Origin of the sequence: Salmonella sp. SA14318, from assembly GCF_029866905.1 — a bacterium.
GTDB classification, from domain to species: domain Bacteria; phylum Pseudomonadota; class Gammaproteobacteria; order Enterobacterales; family Enterobacteriaceae; genus Salmonella; species Salmonella enterica.
The window spans coordinates 420,358-440,779 of sequence record NZ_CP123282.1 but is presented as its reverse complement, the minus strand read 5'-3'; the positions used below and the strand labels follow the sequence as shown (position 1 = coordinate 440,779).

21 protein-coding genes are annotated in these 20,422 nt (G+C 54.2%); 10 read left to right on the top strand and 11 right to left on the bottom strand.

Annotated elements, in window-relative coordinates; all coding sequences use genetic code 11:
• Positions 1-149: 149 nt before the first annotated feature.
• The 4 genes from slyD to kefG form a co-directional block, all read right to left on the bottom strand.
• The gene (slyD, locus tag QEN32_RS01980) at positions 150-740 is read right to left on the bottom strand and encodes a peptidylprolyl isomerase (protein WP_000861341.1); all 591 of its coding nucleotides are present in this window, start codon (positions 738-740) and stop codon (positions 150-152) included.
• A gap of 94 nt (positions 741-834) precedes the next feature.
• Positions 835-1,035, bottom strand: coding sequence for a YheV family putative zinc ribbon protein (locus tag QEN32_RS01975; protein WP_001007735.1), 201 nt, complete (start codon positions 1,033-1,035; stop codon positions 835-837).
• Positions 1,036-1,045: 10 nt separating this feature from the next.
• Positions 1,046-2,851 carry a glutathione-regulated potassium-efflux system protein KefB gene (gene kefB / locus QEN32_RS01970; protein WP_265322221.1) on the bottom strand — a complete coding sequence of 602 codons (1,806 nt, stop codon included), beginning with the start codon at positions 2,849-2,851 and terminating at the stop codon, positions 1,046-1,048.
• Complete coding sequence (gene kefG, locus QEN32_RS01965) at positions 2,851-3,402, bottom strand: glutathione-regulated potassium-efflux system ancillary protein KefG (RefSeq protein ID WP_000081820.1); 552 nt, start codon at positions 3,400-3,402, stop codon at positions 2,851-2,853. The genes kefB and kefG overlap by 1 nt, the downstream gene beginning before the upstream one ends.
• Before the next feature lie 265 nt (positions 3,403-3,667).
• Between kefG and QEN32_RS01960 the strand changes: the two genes are divergently transcribed.
• Together QEN32_RS01960 and QEN32_RS01955 are read left to right on the top strand one after the other, a co-directional pair.
• Positions 3,668-5,575 (top strand): ABC transporter ATP-binding protein, encoded by a 1,908-nt coding sequence (locus QEN32_RS01960; RefSeq protein ID WP_000634765.1) that lies wholly within the window; start codon positions 3,668-3,670, stop codon positions 5,573-5,575.
• A 162-nt stretch (positions 5,576-5,737) separates the two neighbouring features.
• Entirely contained in the window at positions 5,738-5,959 is a 222-nt protein-coding gene (locus tag QEN32_RS01955) for a LysR family transcriptional regulator (RefSeq protein ID WP_001054028.1), read from the top strand.
• A gap of 1 nt (position 5,960) precedes the next feature.
• On the opposite strand, the gene QEN32_RS01950 is transcribed toward QEN32_RS01955, so the two are convergent.
• Positions 5,961-6,272, bottom strand: a complete 312-nt coding sequence (locus QEN32_RS01950; protein WP_000047690.1) for a monooxygenase — start codon at positions 6,270-6,272, stop codon at positions 5,961-5,963.
• A gap of 197 nt (positions 6,273-6,469) precedes the next feature.
• On the opposite strand from QEN32_RS01950, the gene QEN32_RS01945 reads away from it, so the two are divergent.
• From QEN32_RS01945 to QEN32_RS01935, 3 genes are read left to right on the top strand one after another with little or no spacing between them, the layout of a single operon-like run.
• Positions 6,470-7,537: a hydrolase gene (locus tag QEN32_RS01945; RefSeq protein ID WP_001214115.1), complete on the top strand. Its 1,068-nt coding sequence runs from the start codon at positions 6,470-6,472 to the stop codon at positions 7,535-7,537.
• Complete coding sequence (locus QEN32_RS01940; protein WP_000586568.1) at positions 7,534-7,752, top strand: YheU family protein; 219 nt, start codon at positions 7,534-7,536, stop codon at positions 7,750-7,752. Before QEN32_RS01945 ends, QEN32_RS01940 begins: the two co-directional genes overlap by 4 nt.
• Before the next feature lie 51 nt (positions 7,753-7,803).
• Complete coding sequence (locus tag QEN32_RS01935) at positions 7,804-8,673, top strand: phosphoribulokinase (RefSeq protein WP_001274690.1); 870 nt, start codon at positions 7,804-7,806, stop codon at positions 8,671-8,673.
• Between the two features lie 95 nt (positions 8,674-8,768).
• Here QEN32_RS01935 and QEN32_RS01930 read toward each other — a convergent pair whose 3' ends face one another.
• The gene (locus QEN32_RS01930; protein WP_001148919.1) at positions 8,769-9,173 is read right to left on the bottom strand and encodes an OsmC family protein; all 405 of its coding nucleotides are present in this window, start codon (positions 9,171-9,173) and stop codon (positions 8,769-8,771) included.
• Positions 9,174-9,480: 307 nt separating this feature from the next.
• On the opposite strand from QEN32_RS01930, the gene crp reads away from it, so the two are divergent.
• The gene (gene crp / locus QEN32_RS01925) at positions 9,481-10,113 is read left to right on the top strand and encodes a cAMP-activated global transcriptional regulator CRP (protein ID WP_000242758.1); all 633 of its coding nucleotides are present in this window, start codon (positions 9,481-9,483) and stop codon (positions 10,111-10,113) included.
• Positions 10,114-10,161: 48 nt separating this feature from the next.
• Positions 10,162-12,249 (top strand): YccS/YhfK family putative transporter, encoded by a 2,088-nt coding sequence (locus tag QEN32_RS01920; RefSeq protein ID WP_000269312.1) that lies wholly within the window; start codon positions 10,162-10,164, stop codon positions 12,247-12,249.
• Positions 12,250-12,291: 42 nt separating this feature from the next.
• Here the strand turns inward: QEN32_RS01920 and QEN32_RS01915 are convergent, their stop codons facing one another.
• The 5 genes from QEN32_RS01915 to ppiA all read right to left on the bottom strand — a co-directional run bounded on the left by QEN32_RS01915 (position 12,292) and on the right by ppiA (position 15,630).
• Complete coding sequence (locus QEN32_RS01915) at positions 12,292-13,509, bottom strand: aspartate aminotransferase family protein (RefSeq protein ID WP_023181213.1); 1,218 nt, start codon at positions 13,507-13,509, stop codon at positions 12,292-12,294.
• An 85-nt stretch (positions 13,510-13,594) separates the two neighbouring features.
• Entirely contained in the window at positions 13,595-14,158 is a 564-nt protein-coding gene (pabA, locus tag QEN32_RS01910; RefSeq protein WP_000601880.1) for an aminodeoxychorismate synthase component 2, read from the bottom strand.
• Between the two features lie 31 nt (positions 14,159-14,189).
• Positions 14,190-14,792: a putative adenosine monophosphate-protein transferase Fic gene (locus QEN32_RS01905; protein WP_001280665.1), complete on the bottom strand. Its 603-nt coding sequence runs from the start codon at positions 14,790-14,792 to the stop codon at positions 14,190-14,192.
• Positions 14,782-14,949 carry a YhfG family protein gene (locus QEN32_RS01900; protein ID WP_001519136.1) on the bottom strand — a complete coding sequence of 56 codons (168 nt, stop codon included), beginning with the start codon at positions 14,947-14,949 and terminating at the stop codon, positions 14,782-14,784. Before QEN32_RS01900 ends, QEN32_RS01905 begins: the two co-directional genes overlap by 11 nt.
• 108 nt (positions 14,950-15,057) lie before the next feature.
• Positions 15,058-15,630: a peptidylprolyl isomerase A gene (ppiA, locus tag QEN32_RS01895; protein WP_000920478.1), complete on the bottom strand. Its 573-nt coding sequence runs from the start codon at positions 15,628-15,630 to the stop codon at positions 15,058-15,060.
• 276 nt (positions 15,631-15,906) lie between these two features.
• Here ppiA and tsgA point away from each other — a divergent pair, with 276 nt between their 5' ends.
• The 3 genes from tsgA to nirD all read left to right on the top strand — a co-directional run bounded on the left by tsgA (position 15,907) and on the right by nirD (position 20,271).
• Positions 15,907-17,088 (top strand): MFS transporter TsgA, encoded by a 1,182-nt coding sequence (gene tsgA, locus QEN32_RS01890; RefSeq protein WP_000185268.1) that lies wholly within the window; start codon positions 15,907-15,909, stop codon positions 17,086-17,088.
• A 316-nt stretch (positions 17,089-17,404) separates the two neighbouring features.
• Positions 17,405-19,948, top strand: a complete 2,544-nt coding sequence (nirB, locus tag QEN32_RS01885) for an NADPH-nitrite reductase large subunit (protein ID WP_000049249.1) — start codon at positions 17,405-17,407, stop codon at positions 19,946-19,948.
• Positions 19,945-20,271: a nitrite reductase small subunit NirD gene (gene nirD / locus QEN32_RS01880; protein ID WP_000084814.1), complete on the top strand. Its 327-nt coding sequence runs from the start codon at positions 19,945-19,947 to the stop codon at positions 20,269-20,271. Before nirB ends, nirD begins: the two co-directional genes overlap by 4 nt.
• Positions 20,272-20,422 lie beyond the last annotated feature (151 nt).

Here is a 20,422-nt window from a genome sequence, read left to right as displayed (position 1 = left end):
CGATGATTTATCGAACCAATGATAATACCCTAAGGATTTCGAGTCACAGCAAGGCGGCAAGCTTGAAAATTCCCCGGGAGCATAGATAACTATGTGACCGGGGTTTGAAAGCGTAGCCAACACCGCGGTGGCTTGAAAGACGACGGGGATTAATGGCAACCGCAGCCGCCTTTACCACCACCGCCGCAGCAGCCTTCGCCGCCGTGCTCGTGACCATGGTCATGACCATGACCGCCACAGCAGCCGTCTTCACCGTGATCGTGGTGGTGATCGTGCGCGCCATGAACATGACCGTGAGCCAGTTCTTCTTCAGTCGCTTCACGAATCGCAACAACTTCTACGTTAAATTTCAGATTCTGGCCCGCCAGCATGTGGTTACCATCAACCACAACGTGATCGTCTTCCACTTCGGTAATCTCTACCGGTACCGGGCCCTGGTCGGTTTCCGCCAGGAAACGCATCCCTACCTGCAGTTCATCAACGCCCATAAAGACGTCTTTAGGCACACGCTGCACCAGATTTTCGTCATACTGGCCGTAAGCGTCGTTCGCGCCAACAGCGACATCAAATTTGTCGCCAACTTCATGGCCTTCCAGCGCGGTTTCCAGACCAGAGATCAGGGAGCCGTGACCGTGCAGGTAATCCAGCGGCGCACTCACCGGAGACTCATCAACCAACACACCGTCTTCTGTACGTACCTGATAGGCCAGGCTGACCACCAGGTCTTTTGCTACTTTCATGATATCTCCTGAGCATGGGAAGAATAGTGGCGCAGATTGTAGCGGAATTCTGCAGCCGTGTACCCCTTAGCTTAAAAAAACCTGCGGCATATCGCTAGTCCGGATGAAAAATCCCGATCACTTGCTCTTCTTTGCGAACATGCTCGCGAACGTCTTTATCCGCTTCCCGCATTTGATGCCCGCACTTAACGCATTCAACAATATCGACATTATTTTCACGCCACATCGCCATTGTGTCCTGCGCCTGACAGGCCGGACATTTCGCGCCTGCAATAAAACGTTTACGGATTGCCATTGTTTTACCCCTACTCAAATTCATCCCAGCCATCCAACTGGCGCCGTTCCTGTTGCATTTCGCGCTGAAAAATCTCCTCCAGTTCGCGTCGGGCCTCTCTGGCGCGCGAAATCTGTACCATGTCGCTATGCTCCGGGATCAGCTCCCGCAACATTCGCATATCCAGCCGGCGAAAATGCAACTGCGCGCGTTGCGCCTGATGCGGATGCATACCTAACGACACCAGAGTTTTACGTCCCAATTCCAGCGCGCTGGAAAACGTTTCACGGGAAAACTGCGTGACGCCAGCCTGTAATAACTCATGGGCCTCCACACGTCCACGCGCTCGCGCAAGAATATGCAGATGAGGAAAATGCTGCTGACACAGCGCCACCAGCTTCATCGTGTCTTCCGGTTCATTACACGTGATGACTATCGACTCCGCCGCCTCCGCGCCCGCAGAACGCAGCAGCTCGACTTGTGTAGCGTCGCCGTAATACACTTTATAACCATATTTGCGCATCAGATTAACGGCGCCGATATCGCGTTCCAGCACGGTGATACGCATCTTATTCGCCATCAATAAGCGAGCGATCACCTGACCAAAACGGCCAAAGCCGACGACAATCACCTGGGGCTTATCATCCTCAACCCACGGCTTTTCATCATTCTCTTCCGGGCCATTAAGGCGGCGCGATAACCACTTATCAATCCCTTTCATCAGTAGCGGCGTGGTCATCATTGATAACGTGACAGTCACCAATAATAACGCCATCTGGTCGCCCTGAAACAGGCGCTGAGAAGAGGCGGTAGAAAAGAGCACAAAAGCGAACTCGCCCCCCTGACTCAGCACGCTGGCAAACTGCATCCGTTCAGAACTTCTTATTCCATATAACCGCGCCAGCAGATACAGCGTCAGCATTTTTATGACGACCAGAATAACAACGCTCGCCGCCACCCACAGTAAATGGGTATAAAGTACGCCGAGATTTAGCGACATACCGACGGAGATAAAGAACAGCCCAAGCAGTAAACCTTTAAAGGGATCGATAGCGTTTTCCAGCTCATGCCGGTATTCGCTCTCTGCCAGTAAAACGCCGGCAATGAAGGTTCCCAGGGCCATCGACAGTCCCAGCGCATCCATAAATAAGGCGGCGCTCAACACCAGCAACAGCGTCGCGGCAGTGAAGACCTCCCGCACGCCGGACGCAGCAATAAAACGAAATACCGGGCGCAGCAGGTAACGACCGCCAATCAGCATTACCGCGAAAGCCAGTACCTTCATTGCCACTTTAAACCAGTCGAAATGCTCGTCGGCCGATCCCGCCAACAAAGGCACCAACGCCAGCGCGGGGATCACCGCTAAATCCTGAAACAGTAAGACGGAAAACCCTAACTGCCCGGACTCGCTACGGTTCATGCCTTTCTCGCGCATCAGTTGTAGCGCCATCGCCGTCGAAGACATCGCCAGGCCAATCCCGCCGACGACCGCCGCCTGCCATAAGAAATCAGCAAGCATCAATAACCCCGCCAGCACCGCCGCGCTTAACAGCACCTGAGCAGCGCCGACGCCGAAGATAGAGCGCCGCAGTTGCCAAAGCCGTGACGGATTGAGTTCGAGACCAATGATAAACATCAGAAACACGACGCCCAGTTCGGAAAAGTGCAGGATCTCGTCAACGTCGCTGATGAAGCCCAGCCCCCACGGACCGATGGCGATTCCCGCCAGCAAATACCCTAGCACCGCGCCGATGCCCAGCCTGGCGGCTAACGGCACCGCCGCCGCCGCCGCGAAGAGGAACAACACTCCCGCGGTCAATAAATCAGCACCTTCCATCAATAGCCTCCCGCGCTCACAGGATTCGCCAGCCACTCGCCATAGGCTTTCGCATGACTGGCCAGCGTCTGCGGCGACTGGCGGCGCGCCCAGTACACAATAATGGGCGGCATCCAGTGCATCCGGCACATGGCCGCGGTCAGTTCAAAAGGGCGGAGTACATCGCTCATTGGATAGCGGTTTAGCGCGTCATACCGGTAAGCGCTCTCCGGCTCGCCGGTCGTAATCACGCTACGCCAGTACTTTCCCACCAGTTGGTTTCCCCCTGGTCCGCTGGCGAACCCCCGACTCAAAACGCGATCAAGCCATTCTTTCAGTAAAGCCGGACAGCTATAGGTGTAAAGGGGATGCTGAAAAACAATGACGTCGTGCTCACGTAACAGGGCTTGTTCATAGGGCGTGTCGATAAAAAAATCAGGATAGCGCGCATAAAGATCGTGCACGGTTACGTTATTGTGCTGTATGGCCGGTTTAAGCAGTACCCGGTTAGCAACCGAGTCCTGAGATTCCGGATGGGCATACAACAGCAAGACTTTCGCTGGCTGAGACATCAATCCCCCTCCCGGTTGTTTTGGGTCGATACATGCCATTCTTCAGGCCGCTTCTACGTTGACAGCGTTTGTTCAACTCAGGAACGTACTCTATGTCCGCCGCTGGGGATTAATGAGAGATATTCTTGTCCCTCACCAAAGGCGGCCTGAATGATTTTGTGTATCGTTGTTGTTTTGAGCTACCATTGCGCTCCAGCGCGGCGGTACGCCCGAATATTACATTATCATAATGATAAATTAACATAGTCTGAACATACGGCGCCTTATGATTGTTTTCTCCTCGTTACAAATTCGTCGCGGCGTGCGCGTCCTACTGGACAATGCCTCGGCTACCATTAATCCAGGCCAGAAAGTCGGCCTGGTGGGTAAAAACGGCTGCGGTAAATCTACCCTGCTGGCATTGCTAAAAAATGAAATCAGCGCCGATGCCGGGAGTTTTACCCTGCCCGGAACCTGGCAATTAGCGTGGGTGAATCAGGAAACACCTGCGTTGCCTCAGCCAGCGATTGAGTATGTCATTGACGGCGACCGTGAATACCGGCAGCTGGAGGCGCAGCTTAACGACGCCAACGAACGTAACGACGGACATGCTATCGCCTCCATACATGGCAAGCTGGACGCCATCGACGCATGGACCGTTCGTTCGCGCGCCGCCAGCCTGCTACACGGTCTCGGCTTCTCTAACGATCAGCTGGAACGTCCGGTCAGCGACTTTTCCGGCGGCTGGCGGATGCGCCTTAACCTGGCCCAGGCGCTGATTTGCCGTTCCGATTTACTGCTGCTCGACGAACCGACCAACCACCTCGATCTGGATGCCGTCATCTGGCTGGAAAAATGGCTGAAGAGCTATCCGGGCACCCTGATTCTGATCTCCCACGATCGCGACTTTCTTGACCCGATAGTGGATAAAATTATCCATATCGAACAACAGACTCTGTTCGAGTACACCGGCAACTACAGCGCGTTTGAAGTTCAGCGCGCCACGCGCCTGGCGCAACAGCAGGCGATGTATGAGAGTCAGCAGGAGCGTGTGGCGCATCTGCAAAGCTACATCGACCGTTTCCGCGCCAAGGCCACCAAGGCCAAGCAGGCGCAAAGCCGTATCAAGATGCTTGAGCGTATGGAGCTGATTGCGCCGGCTCATGTCGACAACCCGTTCCATTTCAGCTTCCGCGCGCCGGAAAGCCTGCCGAACCCGCTGCTGAAAATGGAAAAAGTCAGCGCAGGTTATGGCGATCGCATCATTCTGGAATCCATCAAGCTGAACCTGGTGCCCGGCTCGCGTATCGGCCTGCTGGGCCGCAACGGCGCGGGGAAATCGACGCTGATCAAGCTGCTGGCGGGCGAACTGGAACCGTTGCACGGTGAAATCGGCCTCGCCAAAGGCATTAAGCTCGGCTACTTCGCCCAGCACCAGTTGGAGTTCCTGCGCGCCGATGAATCCCCGTTGCAGCATATGGCGCGTCTGGCGCCGCAGGAACTGGAGCAGAAGCTGCGCGACTATCTCGGCGGCTTCGGTTTCCAGGGCGACAAAGTAACGGAAGAGACGCAACGTTTCTCCGGCGGCGAGAAAGCGCGCCTGGTGCTGGCGCTGATTGTCTGGCAGCGTCCAAATCTGCTGTTGCTCGATGAACCGACCAACCACCTGGATCTCGACATGCGCCAGGCGCTCACCGAAGCGCTGATTGATTTCGAAGGCGCATTGGTCGTCGTGTCGCACGACCGCCACCTGATTCGCTCCACCACTGACGACCTCTATCTGGTTCACGACAAAAAGGTCGAACCGTTCGACGGCGACCTGGAAGATTATCAGCAGTGGCTGAGTGACGTGCAGAAGCAGGAAAACCAGGCCGACGACGCGCCGAAGGAAAACAACGCCAACAGCGCCCAGTCACGCAAAGATCAGAAGCGTCGCGAAGCCGAGCTACGCACTCTGACGCAGCCGCTGCGTAAAGAGATTACCCGTCTGGAAAAAGAGATGGAAAAGCTCAACGCCCAGTTAGCGCAGGCGGAAGAGAAGCTCGGCGACAGCAGCCTGTATGACCCCAGCCGTAAAGCGGAGATGACCGAGTGTCTGCAACTGCAGGCCAGCGCCAAATCCGGGCTGGAAGAATGTGAAATGGCATGGCTTGAGGCGCAGGAGCAGCTTGAGCAGATGATGCAGAACGACTAAGAGCCTATCCCATTAGGCTATTTTATTCGCCATTTTAGGGCCGGGCAGTGCTCGAAATCCTCACGTACTATGTGTACGCTCCGGTTTCTGCGCGCTGTCCTGCCCCAAACTGGCTTCAACAATTACGCCTACTGGGATAGGCTCTAACGCACGGGGCGGACGATGAACCTGTCAATTACCGATGACATTACCTTCCGCAAGCTCACCATCTTCATGATGTTTGTGGAGAAGGGTAACATCGCCCGCACCGCCGAGGCGCTGCACACGCTGAAAGAGAACGTTCGTTGTCCGCTGTTCGTCCATAAAGGCCTCTTCGGTACTCGTCCCGGTATAAAGATTACCGTTGCGGTCGGCAGCACCGGAACAGAAGCCTGCGTTATGTGATTTAGCGGCAAAGGTTGCCGTGATTTATTTTCGTCAGCGCGTCGTTCACGCCAAATAATGTAAACGTCACCTCATCAACGCCAAGATTTTTCAGACGCGCAGTGTGTTTTTTAATATAAGCCTGCGCCGTTTCTTCGGATTCAAACAAGTAAATGCCGCCAGCTTGCTGGTTTTTCTCGCTTTCTGTCCAGATTTTCCAGATGAAGCCCGGCTCCTCATTGATAGACTCCGCCAGCCCGACCAGTTGCTGAGTCATCTCCTCGCCAAAAGGGCCGCTAAAGTTAAAATGGATCTGTAAAAGTGTCTTCGACATGCCTTCTCCTTGAGTCACATAACTATCGTGTTGCCACACTACCACGATTAATTCGGCTGATGCAGAGGTTCACGCGATTTCTGTGGGGTATTACGCGCGCCTTGCATACCGCCCCCTCTGGTGAAATGAGGCGCAATTTTATTTCGCCAGACGACCAATTGAACGTAAAATCACATATTGACTAATCTGTGAACCTTATGCGCGGTATAGTATTGTTTCCAATTATCAATTGTTCTGGTGCTATGGTTGAGATCACGTCCACAGAAATGACCCCGCCTGTCAATGACTCGCATGAATTTATTCCCATGCGTGGCATTCGTAATCGCCATTTACAAACTATGCTGCCGCGCTTAATCCGCCGCAAAGTGAAGTTCAACGCCCACTGGCAGCGGCTGGAGCTACCGGACGGCGATTTTGTCGATCTGGCATGGAGCGAAGAACCGCAACAGGCAAAGCATAAACCGCGGCTGGTGGTCTTTCACGGTCTGGAAGGCAGCCTGAACAGCCCCTATGCCCACGGGCTGATTGAGGCGGCGCAAAAGCGCGGCTGGCTGGGCGTGGTGATGCACTTTCGCGGCTGTAGCGGCGAACCCAACCGTCTGAATCGTATTTACCACTCCGGTGAAACGGAGGACGGAGCCTGGTTTTTACGCTGGCTACAGCGGGAGTTCGGCGCCGTTCCGACAGCCGCCGTGGGCTATTCGCTCGGCGGTAATATGCTGGCGTGCCTGCTGGCGAAAGAAGGCCGCGATATTCCCATCGAGGCGGCGGTGATTGTTTCTGCGCCCTTTGTTCTCGAAGCCTGTAGCTACCATATGGACAAAGGGTTTTCCCGCGTCTATCAGCGTTATTTGCTTAATCTGTTAAAAGCGAATGCGTCACGCAAGCTGGCGGCGTACCCCGGGTCGCTGCCGGTGAATCTGGCGCAACTGAAATCAATGCGCCGAATTCGCGAGTTTGACGACCTGATCACCGCGAAAATTCACGGCTTTGCCGACGCCATCGACTACTATCGTCAGTGTAGCGCCATGCCGTTGCTTAACCAGATTGCTAAACCGACGCTGATTATTCACGCTAAAGACGATCCGTTTATGGATCATCATGTGATCCCTAAAGCGGAAGATCTGCCCCCGCAGGTGGAGTATCAGCTGACTGAGCATGGCGGACACGTAGGATTTATCGGCGGTACGCCGCTGCGCCCTGAAATGTGGCTGGAACGCCGAATTCCTGACTGGCTGACAACGTACCTGGAGGCGTCATCATGATCATTCCCTGGCAGGGGCTCGCCCCCGACACGCTGGACAACCTGATCGAAAGCTTTGTGTTGCGCGAAGGCACCGATTATGGTGAACATGAACGTTCGCTTGAACAAAAAGTCGCTGACGTAAAACGCCAACTGCAATCCGGCGAGGCCGTGCTGGTATGGTCTGAATTACATGAAACGGTCAATATTATGCCGAAAAAGCAGTTTCGCGAATAAAACGCCTTTGCCGACAATACATTATTACTAAAGCTCAATCATGGAGTTGCCATGTCAGCCAAACATCCGGTGATAGCAGTAACAGGGTCAAGCGGCGCGGGGACCACCACCACCAGCCTCGCGTTTCGTAAAATTTTCGCGCAGTTAAATCTGCACGCCGCCGAGGTGGAAGGCGACAGTTTTCATCGTTACACCCGCCCGGAAATGGACATGGCGATCCGCAAAGCGCGTGACGCCGGGCGGCATATCAGCTATTTCGGGCCTGAAGCCAATGACTTCAGCCTACTGGAACATACCTTTATTGAGTACGGGCAGACGGGTAAAGGCCAGTCGCGTAAATATCTGCATACCTATGATGAAGCCGTACCGTGGAATCAGGTTCCCGGCACGTTTACGCCCTGGCAGCCGCTTCCCGAACCGACCGATGTGCTGTTTTATGAAGGACTGCACGGCGGCGTCGTCACCCCGCAACATGATGTCGCGCGTCATGTTGATCTGTTGGTTGGCGTGGTGCCTATCGTCAACCTCGAGTGGATTCAGAAACTGATTCGCGACACCAGCGAGCGCGGACACTCCCGTGAAGCGGTGATGGATTCCGTGGTGCGTTCCATGGACGACTACATCAATTACATTACGCCGCAGTTCTCGCGTACCCATATCAACTTCCAGCGCGTACCGACCGTCGACACGTCCAATCCGTTCGCCGCAAAGGGTATTCCCTCGCTGGATGAGAGTTTTGTGGTGATCCATTTCCGCAACCTGGAAGGGATCGATTTTCCCTGGCTCCTGGCGATGCTCCAGGGCTCGTTTATTTCTCACATTAATACATTAGTGGTGCCGGGCGGCAAAATGGGGCTGGCAATGGAGCTGATTATGTTGCCGCTGGTGCAGCGATTAATGGAAGGCAAAAAAATCGAATAACCGCGGTGAAATGCCCGATGGCGCTACGCTTATCGGGCCTACGAGATAAAAACGGGTAGGCCGGATAAGGCCACGCCGCCATCCGGCATCACGTGTTACGCCGCAATCACTTCATACGAATGGGTAATATTGACCGCTTTTTCCAGCATTAGCGCCACCGAGCAATATTTTTCCGCGGAGAGATCGACAGCGCGCGCGACGGCAGCCTCTTTCAGATCGCTGCCGGTAACGATAAAATGCAGATTAATGTGCGTAAACAGGCGCGGCGCGTCTTCCCGGCGCTCAGATGTCAGCTTCACTTCGCAGTTGGTGACATTCTGACGGCCCTTTTGCAGGATTGATACCACATCAATAGCGCTACATCCGCCAGCCGCCATTAATACCATCTCCATCGGACTCGGCGCTTTGTCACCGGAGTTGCCATCCATTAAAATCTGGTGGCCGGAGGAGGACTCTCCGAGGAACGTGAGCCCTTCAACCCACTTTACACGCGCTTGCATATTTCGTAACTCCAATGTTTCAATTTTCCTGAAAGATTACGCGCATACAACAAAAGTCGCAATGGAAGGCGACCTGGGTCATGCTGAAGCGAGACACCAGGAGACACACGGCGAAAGCTATGCTAAAACAGACAAGATGCTACAGTAATACATTGACGTACTGCATGTATGCAGAGGACATCACATTACAGGCTACAATCTATTTTCGTAGCCCCCTTCCCAGGTAGCGGGAAGTATATTTTTGCAACCCCAGAGACAGTGCCGTTTTCTGGCTCTGGAGACAGCTTATAACAGAGGATAACCGCGCATGGTGCTTGGCAAACCGCAAACAGACCCGACTCTTGAATGGTTCTTGTCTCATTGCCACATTCATAAGTACCCGTCAAAGAGCACGCTGATTCACCAGGGTGAAAAAGCAGAAACGCTGTACTACATCGTTAAAGGCTCCGTGGCAGTGTTGATCAAAGATGAAGAAGGGAAAGAAATGATCCTTTCTTATCTGAATCAGGGTGATTTTATTGGTGAACTGGGCCTGTTTGAAGAAGGCCAGGAACGCAGCGCCTGGGTACGTGCGAAAACCGCATGTGAGGTCGCTGAAATTTCCTACAAAAAATTTCGCCAATTAATCCAGGTCAACCCGGATATTCTGATGCGTCTCTCTTCCCAGATGGCTCGTCGCTTACAAGTCACCTCTGAAAAAGTAGGTAACCTCGCCTTCCTTGACGTCACCGGGCGTATCGCTCAGACGCTGCTGAATCTGGCGAAACAGCCCGATGCCATGACGCACCCGGATGGGATGCAGATCAAAATCACCCGTCAGGAAATTGGCCAAATCGTCGGCTGCTCCCGCGAAACCGTTGGTCGTATTTTGAAAATGCTGGAAGATCAAAACCTGATCTCCGCGCATGGCAAGACCATCGTCGTCTACGGCACCCGTTAATTCCGTCAGAATGGCGCGTTTTATCATGCGCCATTTTTGTTTGCATCGATGTGGCGAAGACTGATTTATCACCCAGAGATTAATTACGCACTACGGCAAACGCTGGTGCTGTGCCTGCCTGTGGCTGTTGGTTTATTGATAGGCCAGCTACACCTGGGCTTGCTTTTCTCTCTCGTTCCCGCCTGCTGCAACATTGCAGGTCTGGATACCCCGCACAAACGCTTTTTTAAACGCCTGATCATCGGCGCGTCGCTGTTCGCCGGATGCAGTCTGGTAACGCAACTTCTGCTGGCGGAATCCATCCCCCTGCCGTTGATCCTGACCGGGCTCACGCTGGTGCTTGGCGTGACGGCGGAAATTAGCCCGCTTCACGCGCGGCTACTGCCAGCGTCGCTGATTGCCGCCATCTTTACCCTGAGTCTTGCGGGATACATGCCCGTCTGGGAGCCGCTGCTCATTTATGCGCTGGGCACGCTATGGTACGGCGTGTTTAACTGGTTTTGGTTCTGGCTATGGCGCGAACAGCCGCTGCGCGAGTCATTGAGTTTGTTATACCGTGAACTGGCCGATTATTGCGAAGCGAAATACAGCCTGCTCACCCAACATATCGATCCGGAAAAAGCGCTGCCTCCCCTGCTGATACGCCAGCAAAAAGCGGTCGATCTCATTACCCAGTGTTACCAACAGATGCATATGCTTTCGGCGCACAACAATAATGATTACAAGCGCCTGTTACGGGCTTTTCAGGAAGCGATGGATTTGCAGGAGCACATCTCCGTCAGCTTGCATCAGCCGGAAGAGGTACAGAAACTGGTAGAACGCAGCCATGCGGAAGAGGTGATTCGCTGGAATGCGCAAACGGTCGCCGCCCGTCTGCGCGTGCTGGCGGATGACATTCTTTATCATCGTCTGCCGACGCGCTTCTCCATGGAAAAACAGATTGGCGCTCTGGAGAAGATCGCTAATCAGCATCCTGAAAATCCGGTAGGCCAGTTCTGCTATTGGCACTTCAGTCGAATCGCCCGTGTGCTGCGTACTCAGCGACCGCTGTACGCCCGCGACCTGATGGCCGATAAACAGCGTCGTTTGCCGCTACTTCCGGCGCTGAAAAATTATATGTCTCTTAAATCGCCGGCGCTACGCAACGCCGGACGCATCAGCGTGATGATGAGCATCGCCAGTCTGATGGGCAGCGCGTTGCACCTGCCTAAACCGTACTGGATCCTCATGACGGTGCTGTTTGTCACCCAAAACGGCTATGGCGCGACGCGCGTACGTATTCTGCACCGTTCGGTCGGAACGCTGGTCGGCCTGGTGATTGCCGGCGTCACGCTGCACTTACATATTCCCGAAAGCATTACGCTGGCGGTCATGCTGGTACTAACGCTGGCAAGTTATCTGATTATTCGTAAAAACTACGGCTGGGCGACGGTCGGCTTTACGGTGACGGCGGTATACACCATCCAGTTACTGACGTTAAACGGAGAGCAGTTTATTGTGCCGAGGCTGATCGATACGCTGATTGGCTGTTTAATTGCCTTTGGCGGCATGGTCTGGCTGTGGCCGCAATGGCAAAGCGGGCTATTACGTAAAAACGCCCATGATGCGCTGGAAGCCGATCAAGAAGCTATCCGACTGATCCTCAGTAACGATCCGCAGGCCACCCCGCTCGCTTATCAAAGAATGCGGGTCAACCAGGCGCATAACACGTTATTCAACTCGTTAAATCAGGCAATGCAGGAACCCGGATTCAATACCCACTATCTGTCTGATATGAAACTATGGGTCACACACAGCCAGTTTATTGTCGAGCATATCAACGCTATGACGACGCTGGCGCGGGAACACACCATGCTGACGCCGGATCTGGCGCAGCGCTATCTGGAATCTTGCGAGATTGCGATTCAGCGCTGCCAGCAGCGCCTGGAGTACGACAGGCCAGGCGGCTCCGGCGATGTCAATATTCTGGAGTCGCCGGACATGCCGTCACATGGCTTATTGAGCACTCTGGAACAACATTTACAGCGCATCATTGGCCATCTGAACACCATGCACACCATTTCGTCGATGGCCTGGCGTCAGCGTCCGCATCACGGTATCTGGCTGAGTAAGCGGCTACGGGATACAAAAAGTTAAGACCGACTGCCGGATGCGCTACGCTTATCCGGCAATCCGCCATCAGGCCACCACCTTCCCTACCGCCTGCGCAAAGCGCTGCATTCCTTCATTGATATCCGCCTCTTCCACCACCAGCGACGGGGCAAAACGCATCACGTCGGCTCCGGCATTGAGCACCATCACGCCGGCCTCCGCGCCTGCGTACAGAAAATCGCGCGCCCGACCTTTGTACTTCGGCTTCAGTTCCGCGCCAATCAGCAGCCCCATGCCGCGAATATCGCTGAAAATGTCAAATTGCTCGTCAATCGCCTGCAAATGTTGCACAAACTGTTGTCGCTTAGTGTGAATGCCTTGTAGTACCTCTGGCGTATTAATAATATCGAATGCCGCGCCAGCCACCGCACAGGCCAGCGGATTGCCGCCATAGGTTGAACCATGCGAACCGACATGGAAGGCCGAGGCGATCTCCTGCGTGGTCAGCATGGCGCTCACCGGAAAACCGCCGCCTAACGCTTTGGCGCTGGTGAGGATATCCGGCGTGACGCCGTAGTGCATATAGGCAAACAGGTCTCCGGTGCGCCCCATCCCACACTGCACTTCATCAAACACCAGCAACGCCTGATGCTCGTCACACAGGTCGCGTAACCCTTTGAGGAATTCCGGTGTAGCCGCCTGCACGCCGCCTTCACCCTGAATCGGCTCGACCACCACCGCGCAGGTGTGGTCATCCATTACCGCTTTCACCGCATGAAGATCGTTGAAGGGAACGTGAATAATATCGGCGGGTTTCGGCCCAAAGCCGTCGGAATATTTCGGCTGCCCGCCGACAGAGACGGTAAACAAGGAACGGCCATGAAAGGCGTTATGGAAGGCAATGATTTTCGTTTTGAACGGGCTATGGCGCACGCAGGCATAATGACGCGCCAGTTTAAAAGCGGTTTCGTTCGCTTCGGTGCCGGAATTCATAAACAGCACGCGCTCGGCAAACGTGGCGTCGATCAGTTTACGTCCCAGACGCAACGCCGGTTCATTGGTAAAAACGTTACTGGTATGCCACAAGATTTCCCCCTGGGATTTCAGCGCCTCGACCAGTGCCGGATGGCAATGGCCCAGCGCAGTCACTGCAATCCCGCCGGCGAAATCGATATACTCTTTGCCCTGCTGATCCCATACGCGGCTGCCTTTACCTTTGACCGGAATAAAGTCCGCCGGTGCATAAACAGGCAGAATTACCTCATCAAAAGTTGCGCGCGTAATAGCCGTTTGTTCAGTTGCCATATCATTACCACCCGGTTAAGTAGAAATGCCAGTGAAATTATAATCACAAAATATGAATAAAAAATCACTCAATAGCAACCACAAATCAACGCCGGAGGAAATTTTTCAGCAGAGCGTGTCCTTGTTCGCTGAGAATACTTTCCGGGTGGAACTGCACGCCTTCCAGATCCCACTCGCGGTGGCGAATGCCCATAATCTCCTGCGTTTCGCTCCAGGCGGTGATCTCAAAACACTCTGGCAACGTGGCAGGGTCGACAATCAGCGAGTGGTAACGTGTCACGGTTAACGGGCTGGGCAATCCCCGAAACACGCCCTGTCCATTATGCGTAACAGGTGACGTTTTACCGTGCATCACTTTCGCTGCCCGCACCACCGACGCGCCAAAGGCCTGCGCCATCGCCTGATGACCCAGGCAAACGCCCAGCATCGGAATACGTCCGGCATAATGGCGGATGACCGCCAGTGAAATGCCAGCGTCATTCGGCGTACAGGGGCCAGGAGAGATAACGATTTTTTGCGGGTTCAAAGCGTCAATGTGCGCCAGCGTCAGCGCATCATTGCGCCGGACCTGCACTTCCGCGCCCAGCTCACAAAAATACTGGTAGAGGTTCCAGGTAAAGGAATCATAGTTATCGATAAGCAGGATCATGGCGGCTCCGGGTGAGTAGAACCGCCCTATTTTACTCAGTTTCGCGAGCTTCGCTTATCGCTTTCTGAAAAATCGCCTGCAAAGCAGAGAGATCGCCCATCGCGCCGCTCTGGTTCGCCTGCTTCCATGTTTCAACCGCAATACCTTGCCAACTCAGCGCGTAGCCTGCATGTAACGCCAGCTGTTCAAAGAAGATGCGCTGCGCCAGCCCGCTCCCCAAACGAAACGGATGAAGCACGTTAATTTCACAGTAGTAATGCGCCAGCCGCTCGACAAACTTCTCGTGCGCCAGACCGACCAGATAGCCCTCTTCTTCCAGATCCTGCATCAGAGCGTTGCCCTCTTTTTCGATATAGGCAAAGTGGCAGAAACGGGTATCGCCCTGGTAAATATCGACCTCCCGCAGTTGCCCTGCCCAGTCGAAAATATCCTGATAGAGCTGGCGATGAATCGCGCACAGATGAGGCAAGCCGCGTATCAGCGGCCCCAGTTCAATCGTGGCGGCACGGAGCGCGGTCATTTCATATGCCGCTTGCGCCAGTCGCTGGGCCTGATGAATCCCCAGCCGATTACGCATCACATTCAGCCCCGGATAGAGGTACGGATCGCGCCCTTCGCCAAATTTATCGCTCATAGTGCCTCCGAAGCTCGTCAAGACGTGCCAGCGCTTCATCGGCGGTCAGAGTTACTAAGGGGATCTCAATACCTTCGAGACGGCGGCTTTGCTGGAAGTTAACGTTGCGCCGCTGTTCCCAAAAGCGTGACTTTTGTTTATCGGTAAGTTTCTTCACCGGGCCTCCCTGAATATGTCTGTGCTTGACCACAAGTATAAGCAGCAATTCCAGGTTACGCTGAGACAGGGAGAAAACGCGGGCGGCTCGCGCCCGCGCAGGCATGTTTTATGGCAGGACTTTCGCGGAAAGGATAACGACTGGTTTTGTCGGCACATTCTGATAAGGCCCGACATCGTGCGTCGGTACCTGTGAGATTTTATCGGCGACATCCATACCTTTTACCACTTTACCAAATACCGCATAGCCAAAGTCGCGCTGGCCGTGGTCGAGAAAAGCGTTATCCGCGACGTTAATAAAGAACTGGCTGGTGGCGCTGTCTTTATCTGCGGTGCGCGCCATCGCGATCGTGCCGCGAGTATTACGCAGACCGTTGTCGGCTTCATTCTTAATCGGCGGATTCGGTTTCTTCTGCTGCATCTGCTCGTTAAAACCACCGCCCTGAATCATAAAGCCAGGAATAACTCGGTGAAACGTAGTGTTGTTATAGAAACCACTGTTGACGTAATCGACAAAGTTTTTCACAGAAACCGGCGCTTTCTGGCTGTTCAGCTCCAGCTCAATATTCCCGGCGGAGGTGGTTAACAGCACATGAGGATCGCCTTTTGCTGCCAACGCTGCGGGAGAAAGAGCAGAAAGAGCGAAAACAGCTGCGACAGCCGCCAGAGTCGATTTGAGCATGAGATTTCCTTAAAGAGAGCAGAAATAAAGCAAGTGGAATGATTTTAAAGAGCCTTCCTGGGCCAGGCCAGCCCTTTACCTAATTTTACGTATATGAAACAAATGTAACGTTACGACGCAACGCCGTATTCTTGCAATATGATGTGACAAACATCACATTAAAAAATGCAATGAACATTACTATCACTAATAATTATTTAAATGCATCACAAAAGCGCCTAAAATCTGCCCGCTTAACGCGCCCTCCACGCGCTTCACTTCTCTTCAAGGCCAGACATGACTAACAGCAACCGCATCAAGCTCACATGGATCAGCTTTCTTTCCTACGCCCTGACCGGGGCGCTGGTGATTGTCACCGGGATGGTGATGGGAAATATCGCAGACTATTTTCAGCTGCCCGTTTCCAGCATGAGTAACACCTTTACTTTCCTGAACGCCGGGATTTTGATCTCGATCTTCCTCAATGCGTGGTTGATGGAAATCATCCCGCTGAAAACACAGCTACGCTTTGGTTTTATCCTGATGGTGCTGGCGGTGGCCGGGCTGATGTTCAGCCACAGCCTGGCGTTGTTCTCAGCGGCGATGTTTGTGCTGGGGCTGGTCAGCGGGATCACCATGTCGATTGGCACCTTCCTGATTACGCAACTGTATGAAGGGCGTCAGCGCGGTTCCCGACTGCTGTTTACCGACTCCTTCTTCAGCATGGCGGGGATGATTTTTCCTATGGTCGCCGCCTTCCTGCTGGCGCGTAGTATTGAGTGGTACTGGGTCTACGCCTGCATCGGCCTGGTCTACCTGGCGATTTTTATCCTGACCTTCGGCTGTGAATTTCCGGCGCTGGGTAAACATGCGCAGCACTCTCAGGCGCCTGTCGTCAAAGAAAAATGGGGCATTGGCGTACTGTTTCTCGCCGTCGCCGCGCTGTGCTATATCCTTGGCCAGTTGGGCTTTATCTCCTGGGTGCCGGAATACGCCAAAGGCCTCGGCATGAGCCTGAATGACGCCGGGGCGCTGGTGAGTGATTTCTGGATGTCCTATATGTTTGGCATGTGGGCGTTCAGCTTTATCCTGCGCTTTTTCGATCTGCAACGCATTCTGACCGTACTGGCGGGTATGGCGGCGGTACTGATGTATCTGTTTATTACCGGCACGCAGGCGCATATGCCGTGGTTTATTCTGACGCTGGGCTTCTTCTCCAGCGCCATTTATACCTCCATCATTACGCTGGGATCGCAGCAAACGAAAGTGGCCTCGCCTAAGCTGGTTAACTTTATTCTGACCTGCGGCACCATAGGAACGATGCTGACCTTCGTCGTCACCGGCCCGATTGTAGCGCACAGCGGCCCACAGGCGGCGTTACTCACCGCGAATGGTCTGTATGCGGTGGTCTTTGTGATGTGCTTTGCGCTCGGCTTTGTATCCCGTCATCGCCAGCATAGTTCGCCAGCGGCGCATTGATAATGATTGCCGGATGGCGACGCGATGCGTCTTATCCGGCCTACAGCGTAAGCTGTTGGTAGGCCGGATAAGGCGACGTCGCCCTCCGGCACTCTATCCCCCCCTGACGAGGTAGGCCTGTTGGTCTAAAAACCCCTCATTTTGTATGTTATTTGTACAAACCTGAAAAGCCTGACAATTCCGCCACTTATAAAAATCCTGACAAATCAGCCATATACCCATTAAGAGGTATATAAAGGTGAATTTGATTTACATCAATAAGCGGGGTTGCTGAATCGTTAAGGTAGGCGGTAATAGAAAAGAAATCGAGGCAAAAATGAGCAAAGTCAGACTCGCTATTATCGGTAATGGTATGGTCGGCCACCGCTTTATTGAGGATCTCCTTGATAAATCCGACGCTAGCCTGTTCGACATTACCGTGTTCTGTGAAGAACCCCGTAAAGCCTATGACCGTGTCCACCTGTCATCCTACTTCTCTCACCACACCGCGGAAGAGCTCTCTCTGGTGCGTGAAGGATTTTACGAGAAGCACGGCGTGAAGGTACTGGTTGGCGAACGCGCAATTACCATTAACCGTCAGGAGAAAGTGATTCACTCCAGCGCGGGTCGTACCGTTTATTATGACAAGCTGATCATGGCGACCGGTTCATATCCATGGATTCCGCCGATTAAAGGCTCCGAAACCCAGGATTGCTTCGTTTACCGTACCATTGAAGACCTCAACGCTATCGAAGCCTGCGCCCGTCGCAGCAAGCGCGGGGCGGTGGTCGGCGGCGGTCTGCTGGGGCTGGAAGCCGCTGGCGCGCTGAAAAACCTCGGCGTGGAAACACACGTCATTGAATTTGCGCCAATGCTGATGGCGGAACAGCTCGATCAGATGGGCGGCGAGCAGTTACGTCGCAAGATCGAAAGCATGGGCGTGCGTGTACACACCAGTAAAAACACGCAAGAGATTGTTCAGCAGGGTAACGAAGCGCGTAAGACTATGCGTTTTGCCGACGGCAGCGAGCTGGAAGTCGATTTTATCGTCTTCTCTACCGGTATTCGCCCCCGCGACAAGCTGGCTACCCAGTGCGGTCTGGCCGTCGCGCAGCGCGGCGGGATCGTGATTAACGACACCTGCCAGACGTCCGACCCGGATATCTACGCTATCGGCGAGTGCGCCAGTTGGAACAACCGCGTTTACGGTCTGGTCGCACCGGGCTATAAAATGGCCCAGGTTGCCGTTGACCATATCCTCGGCAGTGAAAACGCCTTTGAAGGGGCGGATCTCAGCGCCAAGCTGAAGCTGCTGGGCGTGGACGTCGGCGGCATCGGCGACGCGCATGGCCGCACGCCGGGCGCGCGTAGCTACGTTTACCTCGATGAAAGCAAAGAAGTCTACAAACGTCTTATTGTCAGCGAAGATAACAAAACGCTGCTCGGCGCAGTACTGGTCGGTGACACCAGCGATTACGGCAATTTGCTGCAACTGGTACTGAACGCCATCGAACTGCCGGAAAACCCGGATTCGCTGATTCTGCCGTCGCACGCGGGCAGTGGTAAACCCGCTATCGGCGTGGATAAACTGCCGGACAGCGCGCAGATCTGCTCCTGCTTCGATGTGACTAAAGGCGATCTGATCGCCGCTATCAATAAAGGCTGCCATACCGTGGCGGCGCTGAAAGCGGAAACCAAAGCCGGAACCGGCTGCGGCGGCTGCATCCCGCTGGTGACGCAGGTACTGAACGCCGAACTGGCGAAACAGGGTATTGAAGTCAACAACAACCTGTGCGAGCACTTTGCTTATTCTCGTCAGGAACTGTTCCACTTAATCCGCGTGGAAGGTATCAAAACCTTTGAAGAACTGCTGGCGAAACACGGTAAAGGCTACGGCTGCGAAGTGTGTAAGCCGACCGTCGGTTCGCTGCTGGCGTCGTGCTGGAACGAATACATCCTCAAACCGCAGCACACGCCGCTACAGGATACTAACGACAACTTCCTGGCGAATATCCAGAAAGACGGTACTTACTCGGTGATCCCGCGCTCCGCTGGCGGTGAAATCACCCCGGAAGGTCTGGTGGCCGTGGGTCGTATCGCCCGCGAGTTTAACCTCTATACCAAAATCACCGGTTCTCAGCGTATCGGTCTGTTTGGCGCGCAAAAAGACGATCTGCCGGAAATCTGGCGTCAGCTGATTGAAGCGGGCTTCGAAACCGGTCATGCGTACGCCAAAGCGCTGCGAATGGCGAAAACCTGCGTCGGCAGCACCTGGTGCCGCTACGGCGTGGGCGACAGCGTCGGTTTCGGCGTGGAGCTGGAAAACCGCTACAAAGGCATTCGTACCCCGCACAAAATGAAATTCGGCGTCTCCGGCTGTACCCGTGAATGTGCGGAAGCGCAGGGTAAAGATGTCGGTATCATCGCCACAGAAAAAGGCTGGAACCTGTACGTCTGCGGTAACGGCGGCATGAAACCGCGTCATGCGGATCTGCTGGCAGCCGATCTCGATCGCGACACGCTGATCAAGTACCTCGACCGCTTTATGATGTTCTACATCCGTACCGCCGATAAGCTGACGCGTACCGCGCCGTGGCTGGATAACCTGGAAGGCGGCATCGAGTATCTGAAATCGGTCATCATCGACGATAAGCTGGGCCTGAACGAACATCTGGAAGAAGAGATGGCGCGCCTGCGTGCAGCGGTGGTCTGCGAGTGGACAGAAACCGTTAACACCCCATCCGCACAGGTTCGCTTTAAGCACTTTATCAACAGCGACAAACGCGACCCGAACGTCCAGGTTGTGCCTGAACGTGAACAGCATCGACCGGCCACGCCGTATGAACGTATCCCGGTCACTCTGGTGGAGGAAAACGCATGAGTCAGTGGCAAAACATCTGCAAAATCGATGACATCCTGCCGGGAACCGGCGTCTGCGCGCTGTCAGGCGGCGAACAGGTGGCGATTTTCCGTCCTTACCATAGCGATCAGGTGTTCGCGATCAGCAACATCGACCCGTTCTTTGAGGCCAGCGTGCTGTCTCGTGGACTGATTGCGGAACACCAGGGCGAACTGTGGGTCGCCAGCCCGCTGAAAAAGCAGCGCTTCCGCCTGAGCGATGGGCTGTGCATGGAAGATGAGCAGTTCTCTGTGAAACATTACGACGCGCGGGTAAAAGACGGCGTGGTGCAGTTGCGCGGTTAATTATTTTTGGGAGGCGCAACGCCTCCCCTTTTTTGACGTACTTGTAGGTCTTTTATTGGTAGGCCTGATAAGCGTAGCGCCATCAGGCAATTGCAAAAGCACATTGCCGGATGGCGGCATAAATGCCTTATCCGGCCTACGGTTACGATTT

Excerpts from the sequence above, each read along its gene's own strand:
- QEN32_RS01940 (WP_000586568.1), top strand. The coding sequence starts at position 7,534 with ATGATCATTCCCTGGCAGGGGCTCGCCCCCGACACGCTGGACAACCTG.
- QEN32_RS01975 (WP_001007735.1), bottom strand. The coding sequence starts at position 1,035 with ATGGCAATCCGTAAACGTTTTATTGCAGGCGCGAAATGTCCGGCCTGT.
- kefB (WP_265322221.1), bottom strand. The coding sequence starts at position 2,851 with ATGGAAGGTGCTGATTTATTGACCGCGGGAGTGTTGTTCCTCTTCGCG.
- QEN32_RS01950 (WP_000047690.1), bottom strand. The coding sequence starts at position 6,272 with ATGTCGAAGACACTTTTACAGATCCATTTTAACTTTAGCGGCCCTTTT.
- ppiA (WP_000920478.1), bottom strand. The coding sequence starts at position 15,630 with ATGCTCAAATCGACTCTGGCGGCTGTCGCAGCTGTTTTCGCTCTTTCT.
- kefG (WP_000081820.1), bottom strand. The coding sequence starts at position 3,402 with ATGTCTCAGCCAGCGAAAGTCTTGCTGTTGTATGCCCATCCGGAATCT.
- nirD (WP_000084814.1), top strand. The coding sequence starts at position 19,945 with ATGAGTCAGTGGCAAAACATCTGCAAAATCGATGACATCCTGCCGGGA.
- QEN32_RS01915 (WP_023181213.1), bottom strand. The coding sequence starts at position 13,509 with ATGGCAACTGAACAAACGGCTATTACGCGCGCAACTTTTGATGAGGTA.
- crp (WP_000242758.1), top strand. The coding sequence starts at position 9,481 with ATGGTGCTTGGCAAACCGCAAACAGACCCGACTCTTGAATGGTTCTTG.
- QEN32_RS01905 (WP_001280665.1), bottom strand. The coding sequence starts at position 14,792 with ATGAGCGATAAATTTGGCGAAGGGCGCGATCCGTACCTCTATCCGGGG.
- nirB (WP_000049249.1), top strand. The coding sequence starts at position 17,405 with ATGAGCAAAGTCAGACTCGCTATTATCGGTAATGGTATGGTCGGCCAC.
- pabA (WP_000601880.1), bottom strand. The coding sequence starts at position 14,158 with ATGATCCTGCTTATCGATAACTATGATTCCTTTACCTGGAACCTCTAC.
- QEN32_RS01920 (WP_000269312.1), top strand. The coding sequence starts at position 10,162 with ATGTGGCGAAGACTGATTTATCACCCAGAGATTAATTACGCACTACGG.
- slyD (WP_000861341.1), bottom strand. The coding sequence starts at position 740 with ATGAAAGTAGCAAAAGACCTGGTGGTCAGCCTGGCCTATCAGGTACGT.
- QEN32_RS01955 (WP_001054028.1), top strand. The coding sequence starts at position 5,738 with ATGAACCTGTCAATTACCGATGACATTACCTTCCGCAAGCTCACCATC.
- tsgA (WP_000185268.1), top strand. The coding sequence starts at position 15,907 with ATGACTAACAGCAACCGCATCAAGCTCACATGGATCAGCTTTCTTTCC.
- QEN32_RS01935 (WP_001274690.1), top strand. The coding sequence starts at position 7,804 with ATGTCAGCCAAACATCCGGTGATAGCAGTAACAGGGTCAAGCGGCGCG.
- QEN32_RS01930 (WP_001148919.1), bottom strand. The coding sequence starts at position 9,173 with ATGCAAGCGCGTGTAAAGTGGGTTGAAGGGCTCACGTTCCTCGGAGAG.
- QEN32_RS01960 (WP_000634765.1), top strand. The coding sequence starts at position 3,668 with ATGATTGTTTTCTCCTCGTTACAAATTCGTCGCGGCGTGCGCGTCCTA.
- QEN32_RS01945 (WP_001214115.1), top strand. The coding sequence starts at position 6,470 with ATGCGCGGTATAGTATTGTTTCCAATTATCAATTGTTCTGGTGCTATG.